This is a genomic window from Enterobacter cloacae complex sp. 394I7 (genome assembly GCF_057320345.1).
On record NZ_JBXWCR010000001.1, the window covers coordinates 142639 to 166881 of the forward strand.

Annotated in this window: 27 protein-coding genes; 10 read left to right on the forward strand and 17 right to left on the reverse strand. The window is 53.0% G+C overall.

Going from position 1 to position 24243, the window contains the following annotated elements; all coding sequences use genetic code 11:
* Positions 1 to 7: 7 nt before the first annotated feature.
* Genes AC2FAP_RS00645 through AC2FAP_RS00655 form a run of 3 tightly spaced genes read right to left on the reverse strand, consistent with a single transcriptional unit; the run spans position 8 to position 1847 of the window.
* On the reverse strand, positions 8 to 550 hold the full coding sequence (locus AC2FAP_RS00645; protein WP_063925311.1) for a 1,2-dihydroxy-3-keto-5-methylthiopentene dioxygenase: 543 nt from the start codon (positions 548 to 550) through the stop codon (positions 8 to 10).
* The gene (gene mtnC, locus AC2FAP_RS00650; RefSeq protein ID WP_041162485.1) at positions 547 to 1236 is read right to left on the reverse strand and encodes an acireductone synthase; all 690 of its coding nucleotides are present in this window, start codon (positions 1234 to 1236) and stop codon (positions 547 to 549) included. Before mtnC ends, AC2FAP_RS00645 begins: the two co-directional genes overlap by 4 nt.
* A complete protein-coding gene (locus tag AC2FAP_RS00655) occupies positions 1233 to 1847 on the reverse strand; it encodes a methylthioribulose 1-phosphate dehydratase (protein ID WP_485452811.1) in 615 nt (204 codons plus the stop codon). Before AC2FAP_RS00655 ends, mtnC begins: the two co-directional genes overlap by 4 nt.
* A 123-nt stretch (positions 1848 to 1970) precedes the next feature.
* Here AC2FAP_RS00655 and AC2FAP_RS00660 point away from each other — a divergent pair, with 123 nt between their 5' ends.
* Positions 1971 to 3131 carry a pyridoxal phosphate-dependent aminotransferase gene (locus tag AC2FAP_RS00660; protein WP_025204683.1) on the forward strand — a complete coding sequence of 387 codons (1161 nt, stop codon included), beginning with the start codon at positions 1971 to 1973 and terminating at the stop codon, positions 3129 to 3131.
* A gap of 154 nt (positions 3132 to 3285) precedes the next feature.
* Here AC2FAP_RS00660 and citR read toward each other — a convergent pair whose 3' ends face one another.
* A complete protein-coding gene (gene citR, locus AC2FAP_RS00665) occupies positions 3286 to 4185 on the reverse strand; it encodes a DNA-binding transcriptional repressor CitR (protein WP_032677673.1) in 900 nt (299 codons plus the stop codon).
* Positions 4186 to 4824: 639 nt separating this feature from the next.
* On the opposite strand from citR, the gene ahpC reads away from it, so the two are divergent.
* Entirely contained in the window at positions 4825 to 5388 is a 564-nt protein-coding gene (gene ahpC / locus AC2FAP_RS00670) for an alkyl hydroperoxide reductase subunit C (protein WP_008501015.1), read from the forward strand.
* A 175-nt stretch (positions 5389 to 5563) separates the two neighbouring features.
* Positions 5564 to 7129 carry an alkyl hydroperoxide reductase subunit F gene (gene ahpF, locus AC2FAP_RS00675; RefSeq protein WP_032681429.1) on the forward strand — a complete coding sequence of 522 codons (1566 nt, stop codon included), beginning with the start codon at positions 5564 to 5566 and terminating at the stop codon, positions 7127 to 7129.
* 59 nt (positions 7130 to 7188) lie between these two features.
* Here the strand turns inward: ahpF and uspG are convergent, their stop codons facing one another.
* A complete protein-coding gene (gene uspG, locus AC2FAP_RS00680) occupies positions 7189 to 7617 on the reverse strand; it encodes a universal stress protein UspG (RefSeq protein ID WP_020885008.1) in 429 nt (142 codons plus the stop codon).
* Between the two features lie 180 nt (positions 7618 to 7797).
* On the opposite strand from uspG, the gene AC2FAP_RS00685 reads away from it, so the two are divergent.
* The gene (locus AC2FAP_RS00685; RefSeq protein WP_449541410.1) at positions 7798 to 9036 is read left to right on the forward strand and encodes a zinc-dependent alcohol dehydrogenase; all 1239 of its coding nucleotides are present in this window, start codon (positions 7798 to 7800) and stop codon (positions 9034 to 9036) included.
* Between the two features lie 9 nt (positions 9037 to 9045).
* Here AC2FAP_RS00685 and yldA read toward each other — a convergent pair whose 3' ends face one another.
* Positions 9046 to 9135 (reverse strand): small membrane protein YldA, encoded by a 90-nt coding sequence (gene yldA, locus AC2FAP_RS00690; RefSeq protein WP_271661446.1) that lies wholly within the window; start codon positions 9133 to 9135, stop codon positions 9046 to 9048.
* 137 nt (positions 9136 to 9272) lie between these two features.
* On the reverse strand, positions 9273 to 9683 hold the full coding sequence (rnk, locus tag AC2FAP_RS00695; RefSeq protein ID WP_014169101.1) for a nucleoside diphosphate kinase regulator: 411 nt from the start codon (positions 9681 to 9683) through the stop codon (positions 9273 to 9275).
* A 254-nt stretch (positions 9684 to 9937) separates the two neighbouring features.
* Here rnk and AC2FAP_RS00700 point away from each other — a divergent pair, with 254 nt between their 5' ends.
* On the forward strand, positions 9938 to 10768 hold the full coding sequence (locus tag AC2FAP_RS00700) for an alpha/beta fold hydrolase (RefSeq protein WP_250368696.1): 831 nt from the start codon (positions 9938 to 9940) through the stop codon (positions 10766 to 10768).
* A gap of 89 nt (positions 10769 to 10857) precedes the next feature.
* Positions 10858 to 11475 carry a flavin reductase family protein gene (locus AC2FAP_RS00705; protein ID WP_025204679.1) on the forward strand — a complete coding sequence of 206 codons (618 nt, stop codon included), beginning with the start codon at positions 10858 to 10860 and terminating at the stop codon, positions 11473 to 11475.
* Here AC2FAP_RS00705 and rna read toward each other — a convergent pair.
* Both rna and dcuC read right to left on the reverse strand, forming a co-directional pair.
* Positions 11469 to 12278, reverse strand: coding sequence for a ribonuclease I (gene rna / locus AC2FAP_RS00710; protein ID WP_020885004.1), 810 nt, complete (start codon positions 12276 to 12278; stop codon positions 11469 to 11471). The genes AC2FAP_RS00705 and rna overlap by 7 nt on opposite strands.
* A gap of 94 nt (positions 12279 to 12372) precedes the next feature.
* On the reverse strand, positions 12373 to 13740 hold the full coding sequence (gene dcuC, locus AC2FAP_RS00715) for an anaerobic C4-dicarboxylate transporter DcuC (RefSeq protein WP_020885003.1): 1368 nt from the start codon (positions 13738 to 13740) through the stop codon (positions 12373 to 12375).
* Positions 13741 to 14235: 495 nt separating this feature from the next.
* On the opposite strand from dcuC, the gene pagP reads away from it, so the two are divergent.
* Both pagP and cspE read left to right on the forward strand, forming a co-directional pair.
* A complete protein-coding gene (gene pagP, locus AC2FAP_RS00720) occupies positions 14236 to 14853 on the forward strand; it encodes a lipid IV(A) palmitoyltransferase PagP (RefSeq protein ID WP_014169108.1) in 618 nt (205 codons plus the stop codon).
* A gap of 190 nt (positions 14854 to 15043) precedes the next feature.
* Positions 15044 to 15253: a transcription antiterminator/RNA stability regulator CspE gene (gene cspE / locus AC2FAP_RS00725; protein ID WP_002439184.1), complete on the forward strand. Its 210-nt coding sequence runs from the start codon at positions 15044 to 15046 to the stop codon at positions 15251 to 15253.
* Positions 15254 to 15473: 220 nt separating this feature from the next.
* Here cspE and crcB read toward each other — a convergent pair whose 3' ends face one another.
* Positions 15474 to 15857 carry a fluoride efflux transporter CrcB gene (gene crcB / locus AC2FAP_RS00730; protein ID WP_014169110.1) on the reverse strand — a complete coding sequence of 128 codons (384 nt, stop codon included), beginning with the start codon at positions 15855 to 15857 and terminating at the stop codon, positions 15474 to 15476.
* Between the two features lie 67 nt (positions 15858 to 15924).
* Here crcB and AC2FAP_RS00735 point away from each other — a divergent pair, with 67 nt between their 5' ends.
* Positions 15925 to 16713 (forward strand): deaminated glutathione amidase, encoded by a 789-nt coding sequence (locus AC2FAP_RS00735; RefSeq protein ID WP_279260445.1) that lies wholly within the window; start codon positions 15925 to 15927, stop codon positions 16711 to 16713.
* A 126-nt stretch (positions 16714 to 16839) separates the two neighbouring features.
* Entirely contained in the window at positions 16840 to 17043 is a 204-nt protein-coding gene (tatE, locus tag AC2FAP_RS00740; protein ID WP_014169112.1) for a twin-arginine translocase subunit TatE, read from the forward strand.
* An 81-nt stretch (positions 17044 to 17124) separates the two neighbouring features.
* On the opposite strand, the gene lipA is transcribed toward tatE, so the two are convergent.
* The 7 genes from lipA to mrdB form a co-directional block, all read right to left on the reverse strand.
* Positions 17125 to 18090 (reverse strand): lipoyl synthase, encoded by a 966-nt coding sequence (lipA, locus tag AC2FAP_RS00745; protein ID WP_025204675.1) that lies wholly within the window; start codon positions 18088 to 18090, stop codon positions 17125 to 17127.
* A gap of 207 nt (positions 18091 to 18297) precedes the next feature.
* Complete coding sequence (locus tag AC2FAP_RS00750; protein WP_047743940.1) at positions 18298 to 19251, reverse strand: YbeF family transcriptional regulator; 954 nt, start codon at positions 19249 to 19251, stop codon at positions 18298 to 18300.
* A 291-nt stretch (positions 19252 to 19542) separates the two neighbouring features.
* Entirely contained in the window at positions 19543 to 20184 is a 642-nt protein-coding gene (lipB, locus tag AC2FAP_RS00755) for a lipoyl(octanoyl) transferase LipB (RefSeq protein ID WP_449541408.1), read from the reverse strand.
* Positions 20185 to 20279: 95 nt separating this feature from the next.
* Positions 20280 to 20543, reverse strand: a complete 264-nt coding sequence (ybeD, locus tag AC2FAP_RS00760) for a DUF493 family protein YbeD (protein WP_003858718.1) — start codon at positions 20541 to 20543, stop codon at positions 20280 to 20282.
* A 105-nt stretch (positions 20544 to 20648) separates the two neighbouring features.
* Positions 20649 to 21860: a D-alanyl-D-alanine carboxypeptidase DacA gene (gene dacA, locus AC2FAP_RS00765; protein ID WP_014169116.1), complete on the reverse strand. Its 1212-nt coding sequence runs from the start codon at positions 21858 to 21860 to the stop codon at positions 20649 to 20651.
* Between the two features lie 139 nt (positions 21861 to 21999).
* Complete coding sequence (rlpA, locus tag AC2FAP_RS00770; protein ID WP_025204674.1) at positions 22000 to 23112, reverse strand: endolytic peptidoglycan transglycosylase RlpA; 1113 nt, start codon at positions 23110 to 23112, stop codon at positions 22000 to 22002.
* Positions 23113 to 23128: 16 nt separating this feature from the next.
* Complete coding sequence (mrdB, locus tag AC2FAP_RS00775) at positions 23129 to 24241, reverse strand: peptidoglycan glycosyltransferase MrdB (protein ID WP_014169118.1); 1113 nt, start codon at positions 24239 to 24241, stop codon at positions 23129 to 23131.
* Between the last annotated feature and the right edge of the window lie 2 nt (positions 24242 to 24243).

Genomic DNA, 24243 nt, shown 5'->3' on the forward strand with positions numbered 1-24243 from the left:
GGAAAAATCATGCCAGACGCGGATACGCATCCGCAATCGCATCGCCGGTGAACTGCGCAATCCACCCCTCGGGGTTATCAAAAATACGAATGGCGGTAAAGTTCGGCTCTGAGCCCATATCAAACCAGTGCGGCGTTCCGGCAGGCACGGAAATCAGGTCGTTTTTCTCACACAATACCTGACACACCTCGTCGCCAACGTGCAGGCAAAACAGCCCCGCACCCTCAACAAAGAAACGCACTTCATCTTCCCCGTGAGTATGCTCGTTCAGGAACTTTGCGCGCAGCGCCTCTTTTTGCGGGTTGTCGGCACGCAGGCTGATGACATCCCAGCTCTGATAACCTTTCTCTGCCACTAGCGTGTCGATCGCATGCTGATAAGCCGCGATAACCGCATCGGGGGCAGGATCGCGGCCTAAGTCGCGGTCTGCGGCCCAGCGTTCAAAACGAACCCCTCTGGCGTTGAGCTGTTGGGCGATGTCGGCAGCGTCGGTGCTGTGCCAGCGAGGTTGACTGGGGTCTTTATCGGAATAAATGGTCAATGCGCTCATGAAGGGATCTGCTCCGGGTTAATCTCGTCGAACTGGTGTACCTGATGGTGATGGCTTGCACCGTCATCATCGCCGCGAATCAGCTGCAGGGTGCGAAAACCTGCCTGCTCAGCGGCGTCCAGCTCCTGATGTATATCCGACAGGAACAGGATCTGCGACGGGGGGATGCCCGTTTGTGCCGCAATGTTCTGGTAAGACTGGACGTCGCGCTTGGCACCGATGTGGGTATCAAAATAGCCGCTGAACAGATGAGTAATATCACCTTCGTCGCTGTAGCCAAATAACAGTTTCTGCGCCGCGACGGAGCCTGAGGAATAAACATAGAGATCAATACCCTGCGCTTTCCATTTTTCCAGCGCAGGCAGTACGTCAGGGTAGAGGTGGCCGGTAAAATCGCCGTTAACGTAGCCGTCGTGCCAGATGATCCCCTGCAGCGCCTTTAACGCGGTTGACTTGCGGTCTTCATCCATAAACGTAAAGAGTGTGTCGATAAGGTCGCTTACGCTGGCGTGCGGGTGGTTAATTTCATCACGCAGGTTGTCCAGAATCGATTTGACCGGCTCGGCGTACTGCTGCGCGGTCACAAAGGCCGCCAGACGCTCACGCGCGTAGGGGAACAAAACATCATGGACAAAACGGATATCGCTGGTGGTCCCTTCAATATCCGTCACAATCGCGCGAATCATACTCTCTCCCAGTGTCGTAAACGCATTTCGCATTCAAATAAGAATTCCAGTCCTTCCAGATGACGGCGGGCCTCGGCCACATCGCGTCCCCAGCAGGTTAAGCCATGACCGCGCAGAAGAAAACCATAATTAAACGGGTGCGTCTGAGCGTATTCGGCAATGCGCACGGCGAGTGCGTCGATATCCTGGTCGTTATCAAACACCGGGATGGCGATCGTATCCAGATGCGTGCTCTGCCCGGAGAGGGATTTTTGCATCTCAAAGCCGGTGATCTTCAGTTCGGGCTCTTTGACCAGCCGCGACAAGACCGTGGCATTGACGGTATGGACGTGCAGAACCGCGTTGGCTTCGGGAAACAGACGATAGATGAGCGTGTGAAGCCCGGTTTCAGCCGACGGCGTGCGGCCAGACGGTGCACGGTTGGTCGCAATCTCCACCTGCAGAAAATCGTCGGTGGTCAGGCTGCCTTTATCTTTACCGGATTCACTGAGCCAGCACAGATGCGCATCCTGACGCACGGACATGTTGCCTCCGGTCGCGGGAGCCCAGCCTTTTGCGCCGATCCAGCGGCAGGCGTCGACCAGGTGTGTGAGTTGCAGGTTGTCGGTCATCTTCCTTTTTCCCTCTCGGTCAGGAATATTCATATTGTTTAGACGTCTAAGCGTCTTGATTGCCAAAGACTAACATCGTGTTATAGTGTCAGCAACATAAGTATTACATGCAGGCACAACACAATGAGCAATAACGCATTGATTCCTCAGAGTAAACTTCCCAGTCTTGGTACCACCATCTTTACGCAAATGAGCGCACTGGCCCAGCAGCACAACGCCATTAATCTCTCGCAAGGGTTCCCGGATTTTGATGGCCCGCGTTATTTGCAGGAACGTCTGGCGTACCACGTTGCGCAGGGGGCGAACCAGTATGCACCGATGACGGGCGTGCAGGCTCTGCGGGATGCCATTGCAGATAAAACGGCTGAGCTGTATGGCTATAAGCCAGACGCTACCAGCGACATCACGGTGACGGCAGGGGCGACCGAAGCGTTGTATGCCGCAATTACCGCGCTGGTGCGCACGGGTGATGAGGTGATCTGCTTTGACCCGAGTTATGACAGCTACGCGCCGGCGGTTGAACTCTCCGGCGGCGTGGTGAAACGCATCGCGCTACAGCCACCGCATTTCCGTCCGGACTGGCAGGCGTTTGCTGCCTTGCTGAGCGACAAAACCCGTCTGGTTATTATCAATACCCCACACAACCCGTCGGCGACCGCATGGCAGAAAGCCGATTTCGCAAAGCTTTGGCAGGCGATTGCCGGGCGTGAAATTTACGTGCTGAGCGATGAAGTGTATGAGCACATCTGTTTTGCACAGGAAGGGCATGCCAGCGTGCTGGCCCATCCGCAGCTTCGCGAGCGTGCCGTGGCGGTATCGTCATTTGGTAAAACCTATCACATGACCGGCTGGAAGGTGGGGTACTGCGTGGCTCCCGCGGCCATCAGCGCTGAGTTGCGTAAAGTGCATCAGTACCTGACGTTTGCCGTAAACACGCCGGCCCAGCTGGCCCTGGCTGATATGCTGCGCGCCGAACCGGAGCACTACCGCGACCTGCCGGCATTCTACCGTCAGCGTCGGGATCTGTTTGTGAATGCGCTAAGCCAGAGCCGTCTGGAGATTTTACCCTGCGAAGGGACCTACTTCCTGCTGGCGGACTACAGCGCGATTTCGGATCGGGATGACGTGAGTTTTTGCCAGTGGCTGACAAAAGAGGTGGGCGTTGCTGCCATTCCGCTGTCCGTATTTTGCGCCGACCCGTTCCCGCATAAGCTGATCCGGCTCTGTTTTGCGAAACAGGAATCGACGCTTCTCGCGGCGGCGGAGCGGCTGAATACACTCTGAGCGTGTCATCCCTCTCGCGTTAGAATAACGGCGGTCTGCCCATAATAAGTGAGAGGAATATCAGTCAAAATAACGCGAAAGCGCGTTATAAAATATAAGTCAGGATTATGTATTAACAAAGAGAACGGGCTGTGAGCGACACAGCCCGTCGCTGTTATTTTTCTGTTACTTCGTTAATAAATTTCGCGAATGCCGTACTGTTCAATGCCGAACGATTATAAATCATAAAAATGTCAAGCGAGGGAAGGGTGAACGGTGCAGTGATTTTTTTGAGCCTTAGCACTTCACTGTATTTATCAAATAAAATTTCGGGTACGTAACCAATTAAATGAGAGGCACTTATCATCGAAATAATAGTAAATACAGAGTCACAGCGAAAACCGATTGTCTTTTCCGCATGCACTTTTTCTGCCATCGATTGATAGGTTTTAACGCCCGGCTCATCACTGAGGAATATCGTAAACTTCTCTTCCTGAAGCTCTTCCATGGTGGCCACCTCTTTCATCCGCGGATGATCCTGGCTGCAGACCAGCAGGACGGAATAAGATGCATATGGCACACAAATCATTGAACGGTTGCTAACCGGGGCCATTGAGAAAATTAAGTCTGCCTTACGGTATGCCAGCAGATCTTCTGCGGAGTCAGCAGAGAGCAGCATGTCATGCAGTTCAATCTCGTAATTGTGCTCTCGCATCAATAATTTAAGCGGGCCCAGCAGGTTTTCTGTGGTCAGGATTTGCGGGCTGTACACCACAAAATTCTTTTTTAGCGTTGAGCCATGCATGATGTTAATCGTCTGCTCAAGCTGGTTGAGGTTTTGCTCAAGATGATGGTGCAGGTTCACGCCTACCGTGGTGGGCGTAATCCCTTTCCCGGAACGAATGAACAGGGGATCGTTGAGCTGATTACGCAACCTTTGCAGCGACTGGCTGACCGCCGAGGGCGTAATATAAAGCGTTTCTGCTGCCTTGCTGATGCTTAAGTGCTGATAAATACACTCGAAAATTACCAGCAGATTAAGATCAAATTTTTTTAGATCGTAGAGATTAGCCATGTTTCATCCTGAGTGGACTGCGTTGCGTTAACACATCACTGATAACTATAGAAGGAAGTTAATCATTTACCATCCATGCAATTAACTTACTTAATTAGAGTTGTATGTTGACTTAATATATCACGATGGCAGATTTATAAAATAGAGCTTCAATGAATATTAAGATATTTTTATCTCTAAAACTGCGAGGGTGTTTGCATTAAAATAGTCTCAATTATATATAGACAAATAATTATCATTCATTTTTATTAATCCTCGCCGGCGCGTCTTACGTTCTGCGCGATAAACCGTGTTCGATGAAACCTATCACAGCCATAGATACGATTGGCGCTCATGTGCATTGCCCTCGCGCTGTGCGGGTGTTGTAATCAAGGCGCTGTTACGGCCTTGATATGAGGTATGTAGAGCGCAACGCAACGCCAGCAATTGCTGGCACTGAAAGTTCCTGTGGAAAGTTCAGGTATCAGGGCCGCCCATCAGGGCGGCCTTTTTACTTTTGGCTTTTCGTTAATTCAATTCATCACGTTGTCTTGTTCGGGTTGTTAGGTATGGCTGATTGATTTGATAAAGCAAACGCATTAGCCCACCCGGCGAAAGTTGGTTACCTTACATCTCAACGAAAACACGGAGGAAGTACAGATGTCTTTGATTAATACCAAAATTAAACCTTTCAAAAACCAGGCGTTCAAAAACGGTGAATTCATCGAAGTGACCGAGAAAGATACCGAAGGCCGCTGGAGCGTCTTCTTCTTCTATCCGGCAGACTTCACCTTCGTTTGCCCGACCGAACTGGGTGACGTTGCAGACCATTACGACGAACTGCAGAAGCTGGGTGTAGACGTTTACTCTGTTTCTACCGACACCCACTTCACCCACAAAGCATGGCACAGCAGCTCTGAAACCATCGCGAAAATCAAATACGCGATGATCGGCGACCCGACTGGCGCCCTGACCCGTAACTTCGACAACATGCGTGAAGATGAAGGCCTGGCTGACCGTGCTACCTTCGTTGTTGACCCGCAGGGCATTATCCAGGCAATCGAAGTTACCGCTGAAGGTATCGGCCGTGATGCTTCTGACCTGCTGCGTAAAGTGAAAGCGGCGCAGTACGTTGCTTCTCACCCAGGTGAAGTTTGCCCGGCGAAATGGAAAGAAGGCGAAGCGACTCTGGCACCGTCTTTAGACCTGGTTGGCAAAATCTAAGTTTCCCGCAGTCTTTCGCGCAGAGCATCGCCTGCTCTGACGCGACAGGCTCCGGAAATGACAGTCGTAATGGGCGCGCCCGCGCCCATTTTATTCCAGCACCATGATGCAAGTTGCATTCAGGCCGCCCGAGTAAGGCAGCTTGCATGATGACGTTTTTAGAGAGGGAAGAACAATGCTCGACACCAATATGAAAACCCAGCTCAAGGCCTACCTTGAGAAACTGACCAAACCTGTTGAGCTGATTGCCACGCTGGACGACAGCGCTAAATCGGCAGAGATCAAGGAACTGCTGGCAGAGATCGCCGAACTGTCACCGAACGTGACCTTCAAAGAAGATAACGGTCTGGCGGTGCGCAAGCCCTCCTTCTTGATCACCAATCCGGGTTCTGACCAGGGGCCGCGTTTTGCCGGTTCTCCACTGGGCCACGAATTTACCTCGCTGGTGCTGGCACTGCTGTGGACCGGTGGTCATCCGTCAAAAGAGGCGCAGGCGCTGCTCGAGCAGATCCGCGATATTGACGGCGATTTTGAGTTTGAAACCTATTACTCACTCTCCTGCCATAACTGCCCGGACGTGGTGCAGGCGCTGAACCTGATGTCGGTGCTGAACCCGCGCATTAAGCACACGGCGATTGACGGCGGTACGTTCCAGAACGAAATCACCGATCGTAACGTCATGGGCGTTCCGGCGGTCTTTATGAACGGTCAGGAGTTTGGCCAGGGCCGTATGACGCTGACCGAAATCGTTGCCAAAGTGGACACGGGTGCCGAAAAACGTGCGGCAGAAGCGCTGAACAAACGTGACGCGTATGATGTTCTGATTGTCGGCTCCGGCCCGGCGGGCGCGGCGGCTGCAGTTTACTCCGCCCGTAAAGGCATTCGTACCGGCCTGATGGGCGAACGCTTCGGTGGCCAGGTGCTCGACACCGTGGATATCGAAAACTACATCTCTGTGCCGAAGACCGAAGGCCAGAAACTGGCTGGCGCACTGAAGGCGCACGTCAGCGATTATGAAGTGGATGTGATCGACAGCCAGAGCGCCAGCAAGCTGGTTCCGGCCGCGGTTGAAGGGGGATTACACCAGATTGAAACTGCCTCCGGCGCGGTGCTGAAAGCGCGCAGCATTATCATTGCCACCGGCGCCAAATGGCGCAACATGAACGTCCCGGGTGAAGATCAGTATCGCACCAAAGGCGTCACCTACTGCCCGCACTGCGACGGCCCGCTGTTTAAAGGTAAACGCGTGGCGGTGATCGGCGGCGGTAATTCTGGTGTGGAAGCGGCGATTGACCTGGCGGGTATCGTTGAACACGTCACCCTGCTGGAGTTCGCCCCAGAGATGAAAGCGGACCAGGTGCTGCAGGACAAAGTGCGTAGCCTGAAAAACGTCGATATCGTGCTGAATGCGCAGACCACGGAAGTGAAAGGTGACGGCAGCAAAGTGACCGGTCTGGAATACCGCGACCGCGTGAGCGGTGACGTGCATAGCGTGGCGCTGGCGGGGATCTTCGTACAGATTGGTCTGTTGCCAAACACCACCTGGCTGGACGGCGCGATTGAGCGCAACCGCATGGGCGAAATTATTATCGATGCGAAATGCGAAACCAGCGTGAAAGGGGTGTTCGCGGCAGGGGACTGCACCACAGTTCCGTACAAACAGATCATCATTGCCACCGGTGAAGGGGCGAAAGCGTCTCTGAGCTCGTTCGATTATCTGATTCGCACCAAAACGGCATAAAAAGAAAGCAAGACTACACCTGCAACAGCAAGAGGCCACCGAAAGGTGGCCTCTTTTTTTTACCTGACGACCATCACCGGAATGTGGGTGTGGCGGATCACGCTCGACGCGTTAGAGCCCAGCAGGTGGGTGGTAATGGAAGGATTACGGGAACCGATCACCACGACGTCTGCTTTCAGTTCATTGGCCAGTTCATTAACGGCATCCCGCACGCTGCCGAACCTGACGTGAGTTTTGATACGTGAAGGGTCGATGCTGAAATGCCCGACCATGGTTTGTAGACGATTTTCAGCTTCGTGCTGAAGATGCTCTTCGAAACGACGTACATCGGCGGCAAAGCGGTGCAGACTCAGGCTGGCGGAACCCGGTAACACGTGTAAAAGATGAATGATCCCGTCCTGCTGCGCCAGGAACTCCGCGTGGCGTACGGCCTTGTCGCTCAGCTCCATCTCGAAAACATCAACCGGCATAATGATTGTCTGATACATACCCGTTTCTCCTTGTTTATAAACGCTGAATTCATTCAACCACAAAATATGAATGGTTTCTGTAAGCGCGGCGCCACTTTTTGATCTCGCCAGGAAAAATCTCAAAAGATCCGTCATCACGGGCAAGTCTTCTGGGGTAGCTACCCTTTATACACTGTCCTGGATCCTTTCGGAGGTTGCATGAAAGCACTCACGTATCACGGCCCGCATCATGTTCGCGTCGAGAATGTCCCCGATCCCATCATTGAACAGCCAGACGATATTATTCTGCGGGTCACGGCTACGGCGATTTGCGGGTCCGATCTGCATCTCTATCGCGGCAAAATCCCGAAGGTGCAACACGGCGATATTTTTGGTCATGAATTTATGGGGGAAATCGTTGAGTGTGGCAGGGAGGTGAAGAGTTTACAGAAGGGCGATCGCGTGGTTATCCCGTTTGTGATTGCCTGCGGTGACTGTTTCTTCTGCCGTCTGCAGCAGTACGCGGCCTGCGAGACGACCAACGCCGCGCAGGGCGCCGCGCTGAACAAAAAGCAGATTCCCGCGCCAGCCGCGCTGTTTGGCTATAGCCATCTCTACGGCGGCGTGCCGGGAGGCCAGGCGGAATATGTTCGCGTACCGAAGGGTAACGTTGGGCCGTTCAAGGTGCCGCCGCTGTTGTCCGATGACAAAGCGCTGTTCCTGTCAGATATTTTACCCACCGCCTGGCAGGCGGCAAAAAATGCGCAGATCGACAAAGGATCGAGCGTGGCCGTGTTCGGCGCCGGGCCGGTGGGGTTGCTGACCATTGCCTGCGCGCGACTGCTCGGGGCGGAACAGATCTTCGTTATCGACCATCACCCGTATCGCCTGCGATTCGCTCAGTCGCGCTACGGCGCAATCCCTGTCAACTTTGATGATGATAACGATGCCGCCGAAAAAATCATTGAGCAAACTGCCGGCCAGCGTGGTGTCGATGCGGTGATTGATGCCGTCGGGTTCGAAGCCAAAGGCAGCACCACGGAAACAATCCTCAGCAACCTTAAAATTGAAGGTAGCAGCGGCAAAGCGTTGCGTCAGTGTATCGCGGCTGTCCGGCGCGGCGGCGTTGTCAGCGTCCCTGGCGTTTACGCCGGGTTTATTCACGGCTTCCTGTTTGGCGATGCCTTCGATAAAGGGCTGAGTTTCAGGATGGGGCAGACACACGTCCACGCCTGGCTGGGCGAGTTGCTGCCGCTTATCGAAAAAGGGCTGCTTACGCCGGAGGAGATTGTGACCCACTATCTGCCGCTGGCGGATGCGGAACGCGCCTACAAGATTTTCGAAAAACGGGAGGAGGAGTGCCGCAAGGTCATTCTGGTGCCGGGGGCGGAAACGCCTGACGCGGCAGCACAGCAGGTGAAAGGCCTGGTCAATGCTTTCCCGGGTGGGGTGGTGTGAGATTATCGCTTACCGATGACGCTCAAGATAAAGCACCGCCATGACGATGATCGCCAGAATAATGAGAAAAATAAGTGTGATAACCACTATCTCACTCATGACCGTCCCCGCGGCACCCAAACAGATTAAGCGTGGGTTAAGGGGTTTTCGGGCGATATAGGATAATCGGGTGAATTTGCGGAAAGAGGATGCGGGTGCATCCTCTGTGCAACGCGGGAGCGTTTGTTCAGATGGGGTTAACGCAGGTAGTCGCCCGCGGCTTCTGGCTGGTAGAGCAGCTCCAGCACTTCCAGATGCGCCGCGGCACCGCCTGGCAACGCCCAGTTGATGGTGTCTCCCGTACGCAGACCTAGAAGCGCGGCACCCACAGGGGCAAGGACCGAAAGCTGTGCACTGCTGTCGGTCATCTGCGCCGGGTAGACCAGCGTTCGGGTCAGCTCTTCACCGGTGGCCAGGTTACGGAATTTAACCCGGCTGTTCATGGTGACCACGTCGTGAGGCATGGATTCAGGCGTGCACATCTGTGCCCGGTCAAGCTCTTCATTCAGGGCGTCAGCCACCGGAAGCGAAGCGAATTCTGCTTTTTCCAGCAGTCTGTCAATACGTTCTGCGTCAAGCTCATTGATAATGATGGTGGGTCTGGACATTTTTTACTCCATGTCGTTAATGCTGCGTGTAACGCAGAAACCAATCCAAAAGAAAACCCTCGCCGTCTGGCAGCGAGGGTTTAACTCTTCTGATGATACTGGCTGAGCGCACAACTTTGAAGTGATACAGGTCACATTCATGGGTCATATGAATTTTCGGTGAAAAACGTGCTCCCTTGTCAATTTGCATTATTCTTTTTAAGCGCCCCCTGCGGGCGACTATCCGCATTCAGTGTTTCTTCTCAGGAGATCTCATGAGCGATTACGACAAAATTACGTTGAAAGACGGCAGTTATTTATATTTTAAAGACTGGGGAAGCGGGCAACCCGTGGTGTTTAGCCACGGCTGGCCGCTGACGGCGGATGCCTTTGAAGACCAAATGTTATTCCTGGGGTCAAAAGGATTTCGCGTAATTGCACATGACCGCCGCGGACATGGCCGCTCAGCGCAGCCGTGGGATGGGCACAATATGGATCAGTACGCCGACGACTTGGCTGAGCTGACGGCGCGTCTGAATCTGAAAGACGCTGTTCACGTGGGGCATTCAACCGGCGGTGGCGAAGTGGCGCGCTATATTGGTCGCCACGGTACGGATCGCGTGGCGAAAGCGGTACTTATTGGTGCCGTGACACCGATTATGATCAAAACCGATTTCAACCCGAACGGTGTGCCGAAAGAGGTGTTTGATGGTATTCGGGAAGGCGTGATTAACGATCGCGCAGCTTTCTTCTATGCGCTGACCGAGGCGTTTTATGGCTATAACCGCCCGGGGGCAAAAGAGTCCAAAGCGGTGCGGGAGAGCTTCGTTGAGCAGGGGCTTCAGGGGTCGATCAAGGCGCTGTATGACTGCGTAAAAGCGTTTTCTGAAACCGATCTGCGTGAAGATCTGAAAAAGATGACTATCCCGACGCTGGTGATCCACGGCGATGACGACCAGATAGTCCCGATCGAGACCTGTGGTCGGGTGGCTGCAGAGATCCTGCCGAACGCTGAACTGAAGGTCTATGCCGGGGGTTCTCACGGCATATGCACCACGCATAAGCACCAGATCAATGACGATTTGCTGAAATTTATTCAGTCTTAATTCCTGGCGGATTGCGTTACGCTGAGTGTCCTGATCCAGGGTACTGAGCGAAACGCAATTCGTGTCTGCCCCACCATTAAGAGAGCACTATGTATTTCTATCAACCTTCTCTGGGACACGGCCTGCCGCATGACCCACTGAACGCGATTATTGGCCCACGCCCGATTGGCTGGATCTCCTCGTGCGACAACGCCGGTCAGCTGAATCTCGCGCCGTATAGCTTCTTTAACTGCTTTAACTATCGTCCGCCCATCATCGGTTTTTCCAGCAACGGCTGGAAAGACAGCGTGCGTAATATTACCGAAACCGGCGAGTTTGTCTGGAACCTGGCGACGCGCGATCTGGCTGAAGCGATGAATGCGACCTCGGCGATGCTTCCCCACGATGAAAATGAATTTACCTTTGCGGGATTAACGCCAGCGGCCAGCCAGCTGGTGAACGCCCCGCGGGTGGCAGAAAGCCCGGTTAACTTTGAGTGTCGCCTGTCGCAGTGTATTCAGCTTACCGGGGCCGACGGCACACCGGTTGATACCTGGCTGGTGCTCGGCGAAGTGGTGGGTATTCACATCGCCGAAACGTTGCTGGAAGAGGGGATTTATCAGACGGCGAAAGCGCAGCCCATCCTGCGTGCGGGTGGGCCGACGGCTTACTATGGCATCAGTGACGAGCACCGGTTTGACATGACCCGACCGATCGTCAATCAGTGACCGGCTTTATCAATGACGAATTGTTTTCCGCAGTTACCCGGGTGTGGCTGCGGAGCAAATGAGGTTGCAGAAAGCGGGTTATTAATGGTGTCTGCCTTCAGTGAGATCTGCATTTCGGTCAGGTAGGACGGGTTGCCATTACAGGTAAGCTTGAACGCTTTGACATTCTCCTTGCCCCAGCCTTTGGCCACGGCGCTGTCAAAGTCGCTGCGGCTTACGGTTTTTCCATAGTTATCGGCGAGGAACTTGCCGACCGCGCTGTTTTTTATCTCCTGATTCATGCGCACCATCGTGCCGAAATACGCGTCAGGATCAAAACCAAAGCACACGCCGTGTTTGGCATATTCGTAGCGTTCCAGGCAGGAGTTACCGCCAGCACCTGGCATAACGCTGTTCAGCTTCGCAGCACCTGAAAGCGACAGTCCGGTTTCGGCGGCAGCGCATTTGCGGCTGGCCTTCACCTCCGGCATGTTCGGGATTGGACGGGTTGCGCAGCCAAAACGCATCCAGCGACGTTCATCCACCCCCCGTGCGGCAACAGACTTTGGCAGCCCCGGCCATAATCCGTGCACGGTCAGAAAATCGGTTTTGTTATCACTCTCTTTTTGTAAACGGCACTCTTCGGGCTCGTTGCGGTTACGGTCGGCCATGCTCTGGCAGAACCCGGTTTGCCAGGAAAGAGCCAGAACGTAGCGATCGAAATCGCCATACTGCGTTGCCTTGAGTGGGTCGGCCTGTGCGGAGAATACACAGAGTGCCAGCGCGATTGCGCCAGACGGAATAACGATATCCTTCCTGAACATGTGATTTCCTGATCGAATGAGCATGAATAATTTCTGGAAATTATTAAAGCACAAAAAGCGCCCGCAGGCGCTTTCTGGATATCAGGAATTTAGCTTAAGCTGCGCCGGGTACCAGCACCTGCGTGGCAATAATCACGATAATCAGCCCCACAATCACGGGGACGGAGGTGCGTTTGATCACTTCAAAAGGCGAGATTTTTGCCATCCCGGCAACGGCTACAACCACACCCGATACCGGCGAAATGGTGCGACCGAGGTTTGACGCCTGCAGCATGGGAATGGAGAGATAGGCCGGGTTAATGCCTGAGGAGTGAGCCAGTTTCGGGATCATCTCAACAAAGGCGTAGAACGGCGCGTTACCTGAACCGGTAGTCATGGCGGCGAGCATGGTCAGCACTACCAGAACCAGCATCAGGATAATACTGGCCGAGCCGAACGAGGTGGCGATGGAAATCAGGCTCTGAATAAAGCCGATGGTGCTCAGACCCTGGGCGAAGACGCCTGCTGCAACCAGCAGCATAACGACCCCTGCAAACGCATCCGCCATACCGCGATAGGCCACTTCCAGACCCGAGAAGACTTTCTGCGTGTTAAACCCACGCACAAACTCCAGCAGGGCGGCCAGCAGCATGCAGATCACCAGAATGGTGATGATGTGCAGCTGCGGGCCCCATTTACCGTCAAAAATAAGCACGCCAATAATAGGTGTGAACGGCAGAATGGCATAAAACGCCGGCGCGGTGGTGGTGATTTCACTCACGTCCAGCATCTCGTGGCTGATGTTCTCTTTCTTATCGAGATAACGCTGCCAGAAGAAGTGCGCGATGCCCATGCCGACAATGGCGACGATAGAAATGGGCAGCGTGGTTTTGAACGCAAAGTCGATAAGCGACATCTCAGCGGCTTTGGCTGCGAGCACGACATCACCGGAGGTGGGGGAAAGAATAATGGCGGCTGGCGAGGCGCAAATCGCGGCGGCCGCGCCGCGGCTGATACCGACGTTAACCATGATCGGGAACAGGGTGGCCATTAACAATACGCCAAGACCGGTTGCGGACGACACGGCGAGGGACATCAGGCAGGCAAGGAAATAGGCCGCGACCATCAGCAGATACGGGGAGTTAATGTACTGCAGCGGTTTGGACGCCAGTTTAACCACCATATCATTCGCGCCGATATGGGTCATGTACGCCGCAAAACCGCACAGCATCATGATCATCATACCCAGGTCGCCACCGCGGCTCATGAGCAGGATTTTAATGTATTCAACAATGTCAGTGGCGGTGTAGCCCGTACTGTCTGCGCTGGCCGGTAACACCTGATGGCCCATGATGGCGCTGATAATGAGCAGGGTTAGCCCGCCGACAAATAACACCCCTGTGGCCGAGTAACCTTTAATGATGTAGCGCGCTACACCGACAATGACGACGACTCCGATAAGGAGCTCGATAAACGTAAGCATGGTTTCCCCTGTGTCCTTGCTGCCCGAGAGCACAAATAATCAATAAAAAAGAAGGATGAAATGTGCCGAATTAATGTTCTGTCCTTGCTGATTAAAATCAATAAACAGACTACTAAAGAAGATATTAACGGTATTTTTGCCATCGCCCCGGCATTTATCTCATGCGCATATTGACCGGTAGAGATATCACTATATGTCAATTAAATGATAATGGGTTGTTAAATATTTTGTGGGTTTAAATTCGCCGCAGAAAGAAAAGGCAAAAACCCTTTGGGAACTGGGTTTCTAATGGCTGCTGGCAGCCCTCCGGGACGGGCCCTGGAGACCGTCATTGCTGGCGTTGGTTGGATTGTCCAGCGTATTAAAGCCTAATAAAGGCTTACTTTTATTGTGTTTATTATGGCGTGAAGGTATGTTCCTCTCAGAATATTCCCAGGAAGACGCTGATTAATTAGGAATAACGCTGATGCTGTTAAGCTTTGATTAAACTATTTTATGGTAAACTTTGCCTCGAATACTAAGAATGGTAATTGCATTGTGATTGTACGTAATAAATTTTTCCTCATTTTGTTGTTTATTTTTGGGCAGTTAGCATTGTCGTCTGTTGCACACGCCGAGAGCAATGCAACCGATAAAGGCTGGTTCTCCACCTTCACTGATAATGTGTCGCAGACCTGGACTGCGCCAGAGCATTATGACCTGTATGTTCCGGCAATAACGTGGCATGCGCGTTTTGCCTATGACAAAGAAAAGACTGACAAATATAACGAGCGCCCGTGGGGGGCTGGTTTTGGTCAGTCTCGTTGGGACGAAAAAGGGAACTGGCATGGCATCTATCTGATGGCCTTTAAAGATTCCTTTAACAAATGGGAACCAATCGGGGGTTATGGCTGGGAGAAAACCTGGCGTCCGTTAGCCGATGAAAACTTCCATGTGGGGCTGGGCTACACCGCCGGTGTGACCGCACGCGACAACTGGAACTACATTCCGATTCCGGTGCTGCTGCCTCTGGCCTCTATCGGCTATGGTCCGGCAACGTTCCAGATGACCTATATCCCGGGGACATACAACAACGGTAACGTTTACTTCGCCTGGATGCGTTTTCAGTTTTAACTGAAAAAACGTCACGTGGTGGTGAAAAAATGTGCAGCCGTTGATTCCGTTGAGATAAAAAACCGTCAGCAGAAATTAACGCGACTTTAGTCACTTTTTATCAAAGAACCGCTGGACAAAAGGTCCCACAATTGATGTACTGGTATCCGACACAGCATTTGTGTCGTTTTTTAATGTAAAGGTAATTTTGATGTCTAAGATTAAAGGTAACGTTAAGTGGTTTAATGAGTCCAAAGGATTCGGTTTCATTACTCCTGAAGATGGCAGCAAAGACGTGTTCGTACACTTCTCTGCAATCCAGTCTAATGGTTTCAAAACTCTGGCTGAAGGTCAGCGTGTAGAGTTCGAAATCACTAACGGTGCCAAAGGCCCTTCTGCTGCTAACGTAATCGCTCTGTAATTCAGACGCGTCAGCAAGAATTTCAAAACCCGCTCACTGAGCGGGTTTTTTTTCGCGTTGAATCAGCTAAGCAGATACATTTTGAGGAAGCTGGCAACGATCAGCACGCTCAACAACACCACACCTGCGCTCATCAGGTTCTGTTTCATTCTGTCACCCTCGTTCAGTATTGCGTTCAGAGTGACAGAGAAAAATTAAGCCAACATTAACGCAGCGTCTGTTAGTGCGTCGTGGCGGAAGAAAATAGCCAGAATGCGATCCCCGTCATCGCAAAGGAGCCGAGCATATTAATCGCAATGTTCATCAGCGCCCAGCCGACACGCCCTTCCTGAAACAGGAAAACCACTTCCGCCGAGAACGTGGAGAAGGTGGTTAAACCGCCGCAAAAGCCGGTGGTAATTAATAGCTTCCACACGGGATCGATATGCGTCATACGGTTAAACCAGGCCAGCCCCACGCCAATAATGAAAGCACCTATCAGGTTAGCCGCCAGCGTACCCATTGGAATAGCCTGATGCAGGGGATTAAAACGCATACTCAAAAACCACCGCGCAACGCTACCCGTACCCCCACCAATAAAAACGGCTAAAAGTAGTTGTAACACTGTAAATACCTGCTATTTGATGTGTAAGAGTGGCGAGTTTAACGCGGTTTTTGCTGAGGGGACAAATATGTATGTTGCGGTAGGACAGTTTGCGGTTACGCCTGACTGGCAAGAGAATGCAGATAGATGTGTCTCTCTGATGAGGCAGGCCCGCCTGAAAGAAGCATCCTTGCTGGTGCTGCCGGAGGCGCTGCTGGCAAGAGATGACAACGACCCGGACCTGTCGGTGAAGTCTGCCCAGCCCCTGGACGGCGGATTTTTACAGCACCTGCTGGCGGAAAGTGCGGGCAATGGTTTGACCACCCTCTTTACGGTGCATGTCCCCTCAACGGCGGGACGGGCGGTAAATACCCTCGTGGCCATCCGTGACGGCGCGATCGTTGCGCGCTATGCCAAACTCCATCTTTATGATGCCTTCAGCATTCAGGAGTCACGGCGGGTGGATCCGGGAGACAGCATCCCACCGCTGCTTGATGTCGATGGCTTTAAGATTGGGTTGATGACCTGCTACGACCTGCGTTTTCCTGAGCTGGCACTTACGCTCGCGTTAAAGGGGGCTGACGTGCTGGTTGTGCCTGCCGCGTGGGTCAAGGGGCCGCTTAAAGAGCATCACTGGGCAACGCTCCTTACAGCGCGTGCGCTGGATACAACCTGTTATGTTGTGGCCTCGGGGGAGTGCGGCAATAAGAACATTGGGCAGAGCAGGGTGGTGGATCCGCTGGGAGTTACGATAGCCGCTGCGGCGGAGGCCCCGGTTTTGCTGATGACAGAGTTACAGCGGGAGAGGATTACGCTTGCACGGCAGCAATTACCGGTTCTTCGCAACCGTCGGTTTGCGCCACCGCAATTATTGTGATGTTTTTTTCAACAATGCTTGATTCACCTTGTTACAGATTGCTATTGTGTGCACGCGTCAAATGACCGTTAATACAATCAGGTTTTTGGCGCTGAATGCAGCCTGGTTTATGTAAAGAAGGTATCTATGGGTGAGATTAGTATTACCAAACTGCTGGTGGTTGCCGCACTGGTCGTCCTGCTGTTTGGTACCAAGAAGTTACGCACGCTGGGTGGTGACCTGGGTGCCGCCATCAAAGGCTTTAAGAAAGCGATGAACGACGATGATGCGGCTGCGAAGAAAAGCGCCGAGGGTGACATCCCGGCAGAGAAGCTTTCTCACAAAGAGTAACGGCAATGCCTGAGGGCTTGCGAAAAAAAACCGGCTCAAGAGGCCGGTTTTTTTGTATTACTGTAAGTGAATATTACAGTCTTATTTCACTTCTTCGCCTTTTGCCTGCATATCGGCATGGTAAGAGGAGCGAACAAATGGGCCGCAGGCTGCGTGGGTAAAGCCCATCGCCAGCGCTTCGGCTTTCATCTCATCAAACTCATCCGGGCTCACGTAGCGCTGCACGGGCAGGTGGTGGCGGCTTGGCTGCAGATACTGTCCCAGCGTCAGCATGGTCACACCGTGGCGGCGCAGATCGCGCATCACTTCGATGATCTCAGCATTCGTTTCACCGAGACCAACCATCAGGCCTGACTTGGTTGGAATATGGGGATGCGCTTCTTTAAAACGCTCCAGCAGCTTCAGAGACCAGTTATAGTCCGCACCAGGACGTACCTGACGGTAGAGACGTGGCACGTTCTCCAGGTTGTGGTTAAACACGTCTGGTGGCGTCGCGGTCAGGATGTCCAGCGCGCGATCCATACGGCCGCGGAAGTCTGGAACCAGCGTCTCAATTTTGATGTTCGGGCTTTTCTCGCGAATAGCGGTAATGCAGTCAGCGAAGTGCTGAGCACCGCCATCACGCAGATCGTCACGGTCAACGGAGGTAATAACGACATAACGCAGCGCCATATCGGCGATGGTCTGTGCCAGTTTCTGAGGTTCGTTAGCGTCGGGCGCTACCGGGCGGCCATGAGCCACATCGCAGAACGGGCAGCGGCGGGTACAGATGGCACCCAGAATCATAAACGTCGCGGTACCGTGATTGAAACATTCAGCAAGGTTCGGGCAAGAGGCTTCTTCACAGACGGAGTGAAGGCCGTTCTTGCGCATCGCCGCTTTGATCCCCTGGATACGCGAAGAGTCAGCCGGAAGTTTAATTTTCATCCATTCCGGTTTTCTTAACAGCGCTTCGCGCTCTGTAGCCACGTTTTTAACCGGGATAAGGGCCATTTTATCGGCATCGCGGTATTTAACACCGCGTTCCATCACAATGGGTTTACTCATAGCGTGCGTGTTCCAGTTGCGAATATCGAAGGAAAGCGTTTCTATTCAAGGGAATGTTGTATTTATCAACTATTTTTGAACGAACGACAGGCAGTATATCATTGAAACGGTCGGTAAAGCAGCCTGCCAGGTCGCCAATTTGTAAAATAGTTGTTGTTTTGTGCGTTTTGCCCGGCAGGGGGCAGGGGCTTGTGCCGTATCAACCTGTCAGAAGGCCTGGCGGATGACGCGGATAACGTTTTCCAGTACCGGATCGCGCAAGCTGAGTTTGTTGTAATGCAGTGAAATCTCGATAGATTCCGCATTGAGCTGGTTGAGAGGAATGCTCTCCAGCGGCCAACATTTACGCAACAAGGTATACAGACGCGAAGGCATGATGCAGAGCATGTCGCTGCTGCCAATCAGGGAGGCAGTGGTGAACATATTGTAACTACTGAAGCTGATCTGGCGTTCCGGGAATATCTCATCGATTCGCTGACGCAGCGCATGGTTGGACTGTCCTTCGGTCATGAAAGACGAATGATCGTAGTTGCGCAGATTTTCAATGGTCAACGGCGCGCTCAGGGCGGGATGCTGCTGGCGACACACCAGCACCAGGTTATCCGCATACAGGACATGTTGTCCGAGCGCTCGGGCGCTAAAGCTGCCGCTTTCTATAATCAGGTCGGTCTGAAACTGAGCAAGCTGAATATCAGGCTCGTTGAGCGGCACATTTCGCAGCAGGAGCTGGGGAACATGCTCTTTTATCGCCTGAAAAATAGCGGGCATCACCAGCACGCCGACAGACGGGGTGCAGCCGATAGTGATGGTTCTCTGTTTGTCATAGCTGCCGGTTAAATCCAGCGCACCCAGAATCGACTCCAGCCCCTGGCTGATGTACTCATGCAGATGGGTAGCGTAGGCCGTCGGCGTAACCCCCTGGCCCTTACGAATAAATAACGGGTCGGGAAATATAGCGCGCAGTTTTTGAATTGACTGGCTTATTGCTGAAGGCGTGAGATTAAGAATTTTCGCAGCATTAACGATACCCTTATGGACATATACTGCCTCAAAAATAGTCAACAAATTGAGATCAATATTACGTAAAGTCCGAAAAATTTGTGGCTTGTCCTCACCACCTGGGTCATTCAGTCGTTTGGCTGGTAAATTATTATACTCCACGCTTTCACTCCGTATACATTCACATTATGAATGATAGTTGAATTTATTTATTATGCTTGTAGAGATTCGTAAAGTGTTGGTTTTGTTTCACTTGTTTATCAAAAACAAACAGTTGTGTGATTATCACGCAAGTTACTTACGCCCTGTATGCAGTTCTGGCTGGAGGCTAAATAATATGTAGCGGTAATATTCGGGCGCTTCGAAAATATAGAATAAGCGGATTATTGTAAAGCGTAAAAGCGGTAAATAAACAGTGGCCCGTCAAATAATCGAGCCATGATGCATGATATATTAAGCAGTGATATATTCGTAAGATGGATTGTTAAGTAGGGCTAAAACGTTCTTCAAAAGCACAGGACGAATATTCTCGGGCGTTGCGCTTTCAACCCACTGGCGCATTTGCGTCATCTCCATTCCGGCGTAGCCGCAGGGGTTTATGCGCTGGAAGGGGGTAAGATCCATATTAATATTCAGTGCCAGCCCGTGGAAGGAGCAGCCCTTGCGGATACGCAGCCCCAGTGAGCAAATCTTACTTTCTCCCACATAGACGCCCGGCGCATCGGCACGCGGATGGGCTTCAATACCGTATTCCGCCAGCGTGTTAACCACGGTTTGTTCCAGCAGGGTAACCAGTTCGCGAACGCCGAGCTTTCTGCGCTTCAGGTTCAGCAGAACGTACATCACCTGCTGCCCAGGCCCGTGGTACGTGACCTGCCCACCGCGATCGCTTTGAATTACCGGGATATTACCCGTCATCAATAAATGTTCCGCTTTTCCCGCCTGTCCCTGTGTAAATACCGGCAGGTGTTCGACCAGCCAGATCTCATCAGGGGTGGTGTCATCGCGTGAATCGGTGAAATCATGCATGGCCTGGGAGACAGGCTCGTAAGGTTGCAGCCCGAGATGACGGACAAGAATTTTATCCTGATACAAAAGGACGTCTCCGAAGACGAGGGACAAAAGGTGAGGGAGAGTATATCACAAGCGGGGAGGCGGGTTACCCGGCAAACCGGGTAACCGCAGAGGGACTACAGCACCATACGAACAATTTCGATATTGCCGAGCTCTTCGTACAGCGTCTCAACCTGCTCAATGTGGGTTGCGGTAATGGTAATGGATACCGAGTGGTAGTTGCCCTTGCTGCTTGGTTTTACTGACGGAGAGTAGTCACCCGGCGCATGGCGCTGTACCACTTCAACCACCTGATCAACCAGCTCAGGTTTCGCCAGACCCATTACTTTGTAGGTAAACGGGGTAGGGAATTCAAGCAGTTCGTTAAGTTTGGTTTTCATGTCAGCTCCGGCGTAGCGTCAAAAAGAATAACTCCCACGACAGGTGGGAGTTATCAGGATATCTAGTATATGGGGATCAAAATCACACTTTCAAGTGTTCAATTTTTAGCCAAACCAGTGATGGAACATCAATTTAATGTAATCAATGATTTTGCCGAAGAAATTGCCTTCCGGGATTTCTTGCAGAACAACCAGCGGACGCTGATCGATGGTTTTACCATCCAGCTGGAAGTTGATGGTGCCCACCACCTGGTTTTTCTGCAGTGGCGCGTGCAGCTCAGTGGTGTTCAGTACGTAGCTGGCTTTCAGATCTTTCATGCGACCACGAGGAATGGTCAGGTACAGATCTTTATCCACGCCAAGGGAAGCACGGTCGTTATCACCGAACCAGACTGGCTCAGAAGCAAACTCTTTACCGGCTTTCAGCGGGTTCACGGTTTCGAAGAAACGGAAGCCCCAGGTCAGCAGTTTCTTGCTTTCCGTTTCACGACCTTTGAAGGTACGACCGCCCATCACGGCAGAGATCAGACGCATCTGGCCTTCGGTGGCAGAAGCAACCAGGTTGTAGCCAGCTTTATCGGTATGGCCAGTTTTGATGCCGTCAACGTTCAGGCTGTTATCCCACAGCAGGCCGTTACGGTTGGTCTGACGGATACCGTTGAAGGTGAACTCTTTCTCTTTATAGATGGAGTATTCGTTCGGCACGTCACGGATCAGCGCCTGACCAATCAACGCCATATCACGTGCGGAGCTGTACTGACCATCTGCGTCCAGACCATGTACGGTCTGGAAATGGCTGTTCTTCAGACCCAGCGCGGTGACGTAGCTGTTCATCAGACCGACGAAGGCATCCTGGCTTCCTGCGGCGAAATCGGCCATTGCCACGCACGCATCGTTACCGGATTGCAGGTTAATACCACGGATCAGCTGAGAAACAGGAACCTGCATGCCCGGTTTCAGGAACATCAATGATGAACCTTTAAATACCGGGTTGCCGGTTGCCCACGCATCGTTACCGATGGTGACCAGATCCGTTTCTTTGAACTTCCCTGCTTTCATGGCCTGGCCGATAACGTAGCTGGTCATCATTTTGGTCAGGCTGGCCGGATCGCGGCGGGCGTCGGCATTCTGTTCAGCCAGCACTTTGCCAGAGTTGTAGTCGATCAGGATATACGATTCCGCGTCGATTTGCGGAACGCCAGGGATCATGGTCTTGATATTCAGGTCATCGGCGTGAGCTGCAGAGAGAGCAGTTGCGCAAAGGGCCGTGGTCAGCGCCATGCGCTGCACAAAACGAGCAGAAAAAGTGGTCTTCATGGTCAGAACAACGACATCCGTGATGGAATTAAAAAAAGTGCCTTACTATAGCAAATGCTATTCAGGCAGGCATCCGACTTTAAGCATGAGTTTGTGAATGTGTTTTACACAAATTGACACTTTGGATGCCGCCAGTTCATTATTTCGCTACAGCGATAAATGATTGTAGTTGGGCTTCATTTTGCAGGCGCTGCTGCAGAGACGCTGCCTGCGATTTGCTGGCAAACGGTCCCATCTGAATACGCCATACTGCGCCGTTTTGCGCAACGCGTCCCGGAACACCAAACTGCTGGCTCAGACGCTGTTGATACTGCTGCGCACGGGCCTGATCGCTTACCGCCCCAACCTGAACCACAAAGCCGCCGCTGGCCGCCGCCGGAGCCGCAACCGGTGTGCTTTGCGCCGTCGCCGGAGCCGTTACGGGCGCAGGCTCAGTGGCAGGAGCGGCAACAGGAGCTGGTGCTGGCGTAGGTTCGCTGCCTTCCAGCACACCGGTGGCTAACGTTGTCGGCGCGCCCAGGAAGCCGCTACTCTTTACCGGCGCACCCGTCGTGTCTTCGCTCTGCAGCGTATCATTGCTGATTGGGCGCACTTCTCCTGCTGGCTGAGAAGGCTCTGCCGGAGAAGAGACGCTTCCCATGCCGCCGTCCAGGTTCGGGCGGTCGGGAAGGGCGTAAGTCTGTTTCGCCACCGTCGTACACGCGGTACCTGGCCCGGAGAGGGTGCCATCCTGCGCCACGATAATCGGGTCAATACGGACTTTGGTATTGTTCGAGGTGTTCAGGCGGTCTGCAGCCGCGCGTGACAGGGAGATCACCCGGTCGTTACCGTAGGGACCACGATCGTTAATGCGTACCACGATCATACGACCATTCGCCAGGTTGGTGATACGGGCGTAGCTCGGGACAGGCAGGGTCGGGTGAGCCGCCGTCAGTTGCATCGGATCGAACGCTTCGCCGGTCGCCGTCAGGTTGCTGCCTGGCTCGGCATCATAAATGGCGGCAAAGCCAGCCTGGCTAAAGCGGGAGGGATCCTGAACAATTTTGTAGCTTTTGCCGTCGCGCTCGTAATCCTGATTCGCGCTGGCATTGAGCGGTTCATAAACGGGATCGGCACCGCTGATTTCAACGATCGGGCCATTACAAACCGCAGGCTGCGGCGGCGCGACGGTTGCCTGTTGCTGACCATCATCACTTGTGCAGGCCGCAAGTAAACTTGCCGCAATGCAGATCCCCAGCCACTGCTTACGCATTCCGATCCCCTTATTTTTATACGCTTTTTGACAACATTTTTCTGTGGGTATGGATCGACATCACGATACCAAACCCGGCCATCAACACGATCAGTGCCGAGCCTCCGTAGCTCACCAGCGGGAGCGGGACGCCAACAACCGGCAGAATACCACTCACCATACCAATATTTACGAAGACATAAACGAATAAAATCAGCATCAACCCGCCTGCCATCACGCGGCCAAACGTGGTTTGCGCACGTGCGGCGATCCACAGCCCTCGCATGATCAACAGCACATACAGCGCCAGCAGAATCAGGATGCCAACCAGGCCCAGCTCTTCCGCCAGAACCGCAAAGATAAAGTCGGTGTGGCGTTCCGGTAAGAACTCCAGCTGGGACTGGGTGCCGTGCAGCCAGCCTTTACCGCGCAGGCCGCCGGAACCGATCGCAATCTTGGACTGAATAATATGATAGCCCGCACCCAGCGGATCGGTTTCCGGATCGAGCAGCATCATGACGCGTTGTCGCTGGTAATCATGCATCAGGAAGAACCAGAGAATCGGGATGAATGCTGCCACCAGCACGACTGCAATGCCAATCAGACGCCAGCTTAAACCCGACAGGAACAGGACAAACAGGCCGGAGAGGGCGATAAGAATCGAGGTGCCGAGGTCAGGCTGCGCCGCAACCAGCAGCGTCGGCAGGAAAATCAGCACCAGCGCAATGGCGGTATTTTTCAGCGAAGGCGGGCAGACGTCACGGTTAATAAAACGCGCCACCATCAAGGGAACCGCTATTTTGGCTATTTCAGAGGGCTGGAAGCGGACAACGCCCAGATCCAGCCAGCGCTGCGCGCCTTTAGAGATGGCCCCAAAGGCATCTACCGCAACCAGCAGCACAATACAGAATATGTACAGATACGGTGCCCAGCCTTCATAGACCCGCGGCGGGATCTGCGCCATGACCACCATAATGACCAGACCCATCGCGATCTGGCCGATTTTGCGCTCCATCATGCCGATGTCCTGGCCGCTGGCGCTCCAGATAACCAGGGCGCTGTAAACCAGCAGAGCCAGCAGGATCAGCAGCATGGCTGGGTCGATGTGGATTTTATCCCACAGCGATTTTTTATTTGGATTATCCGTCATGA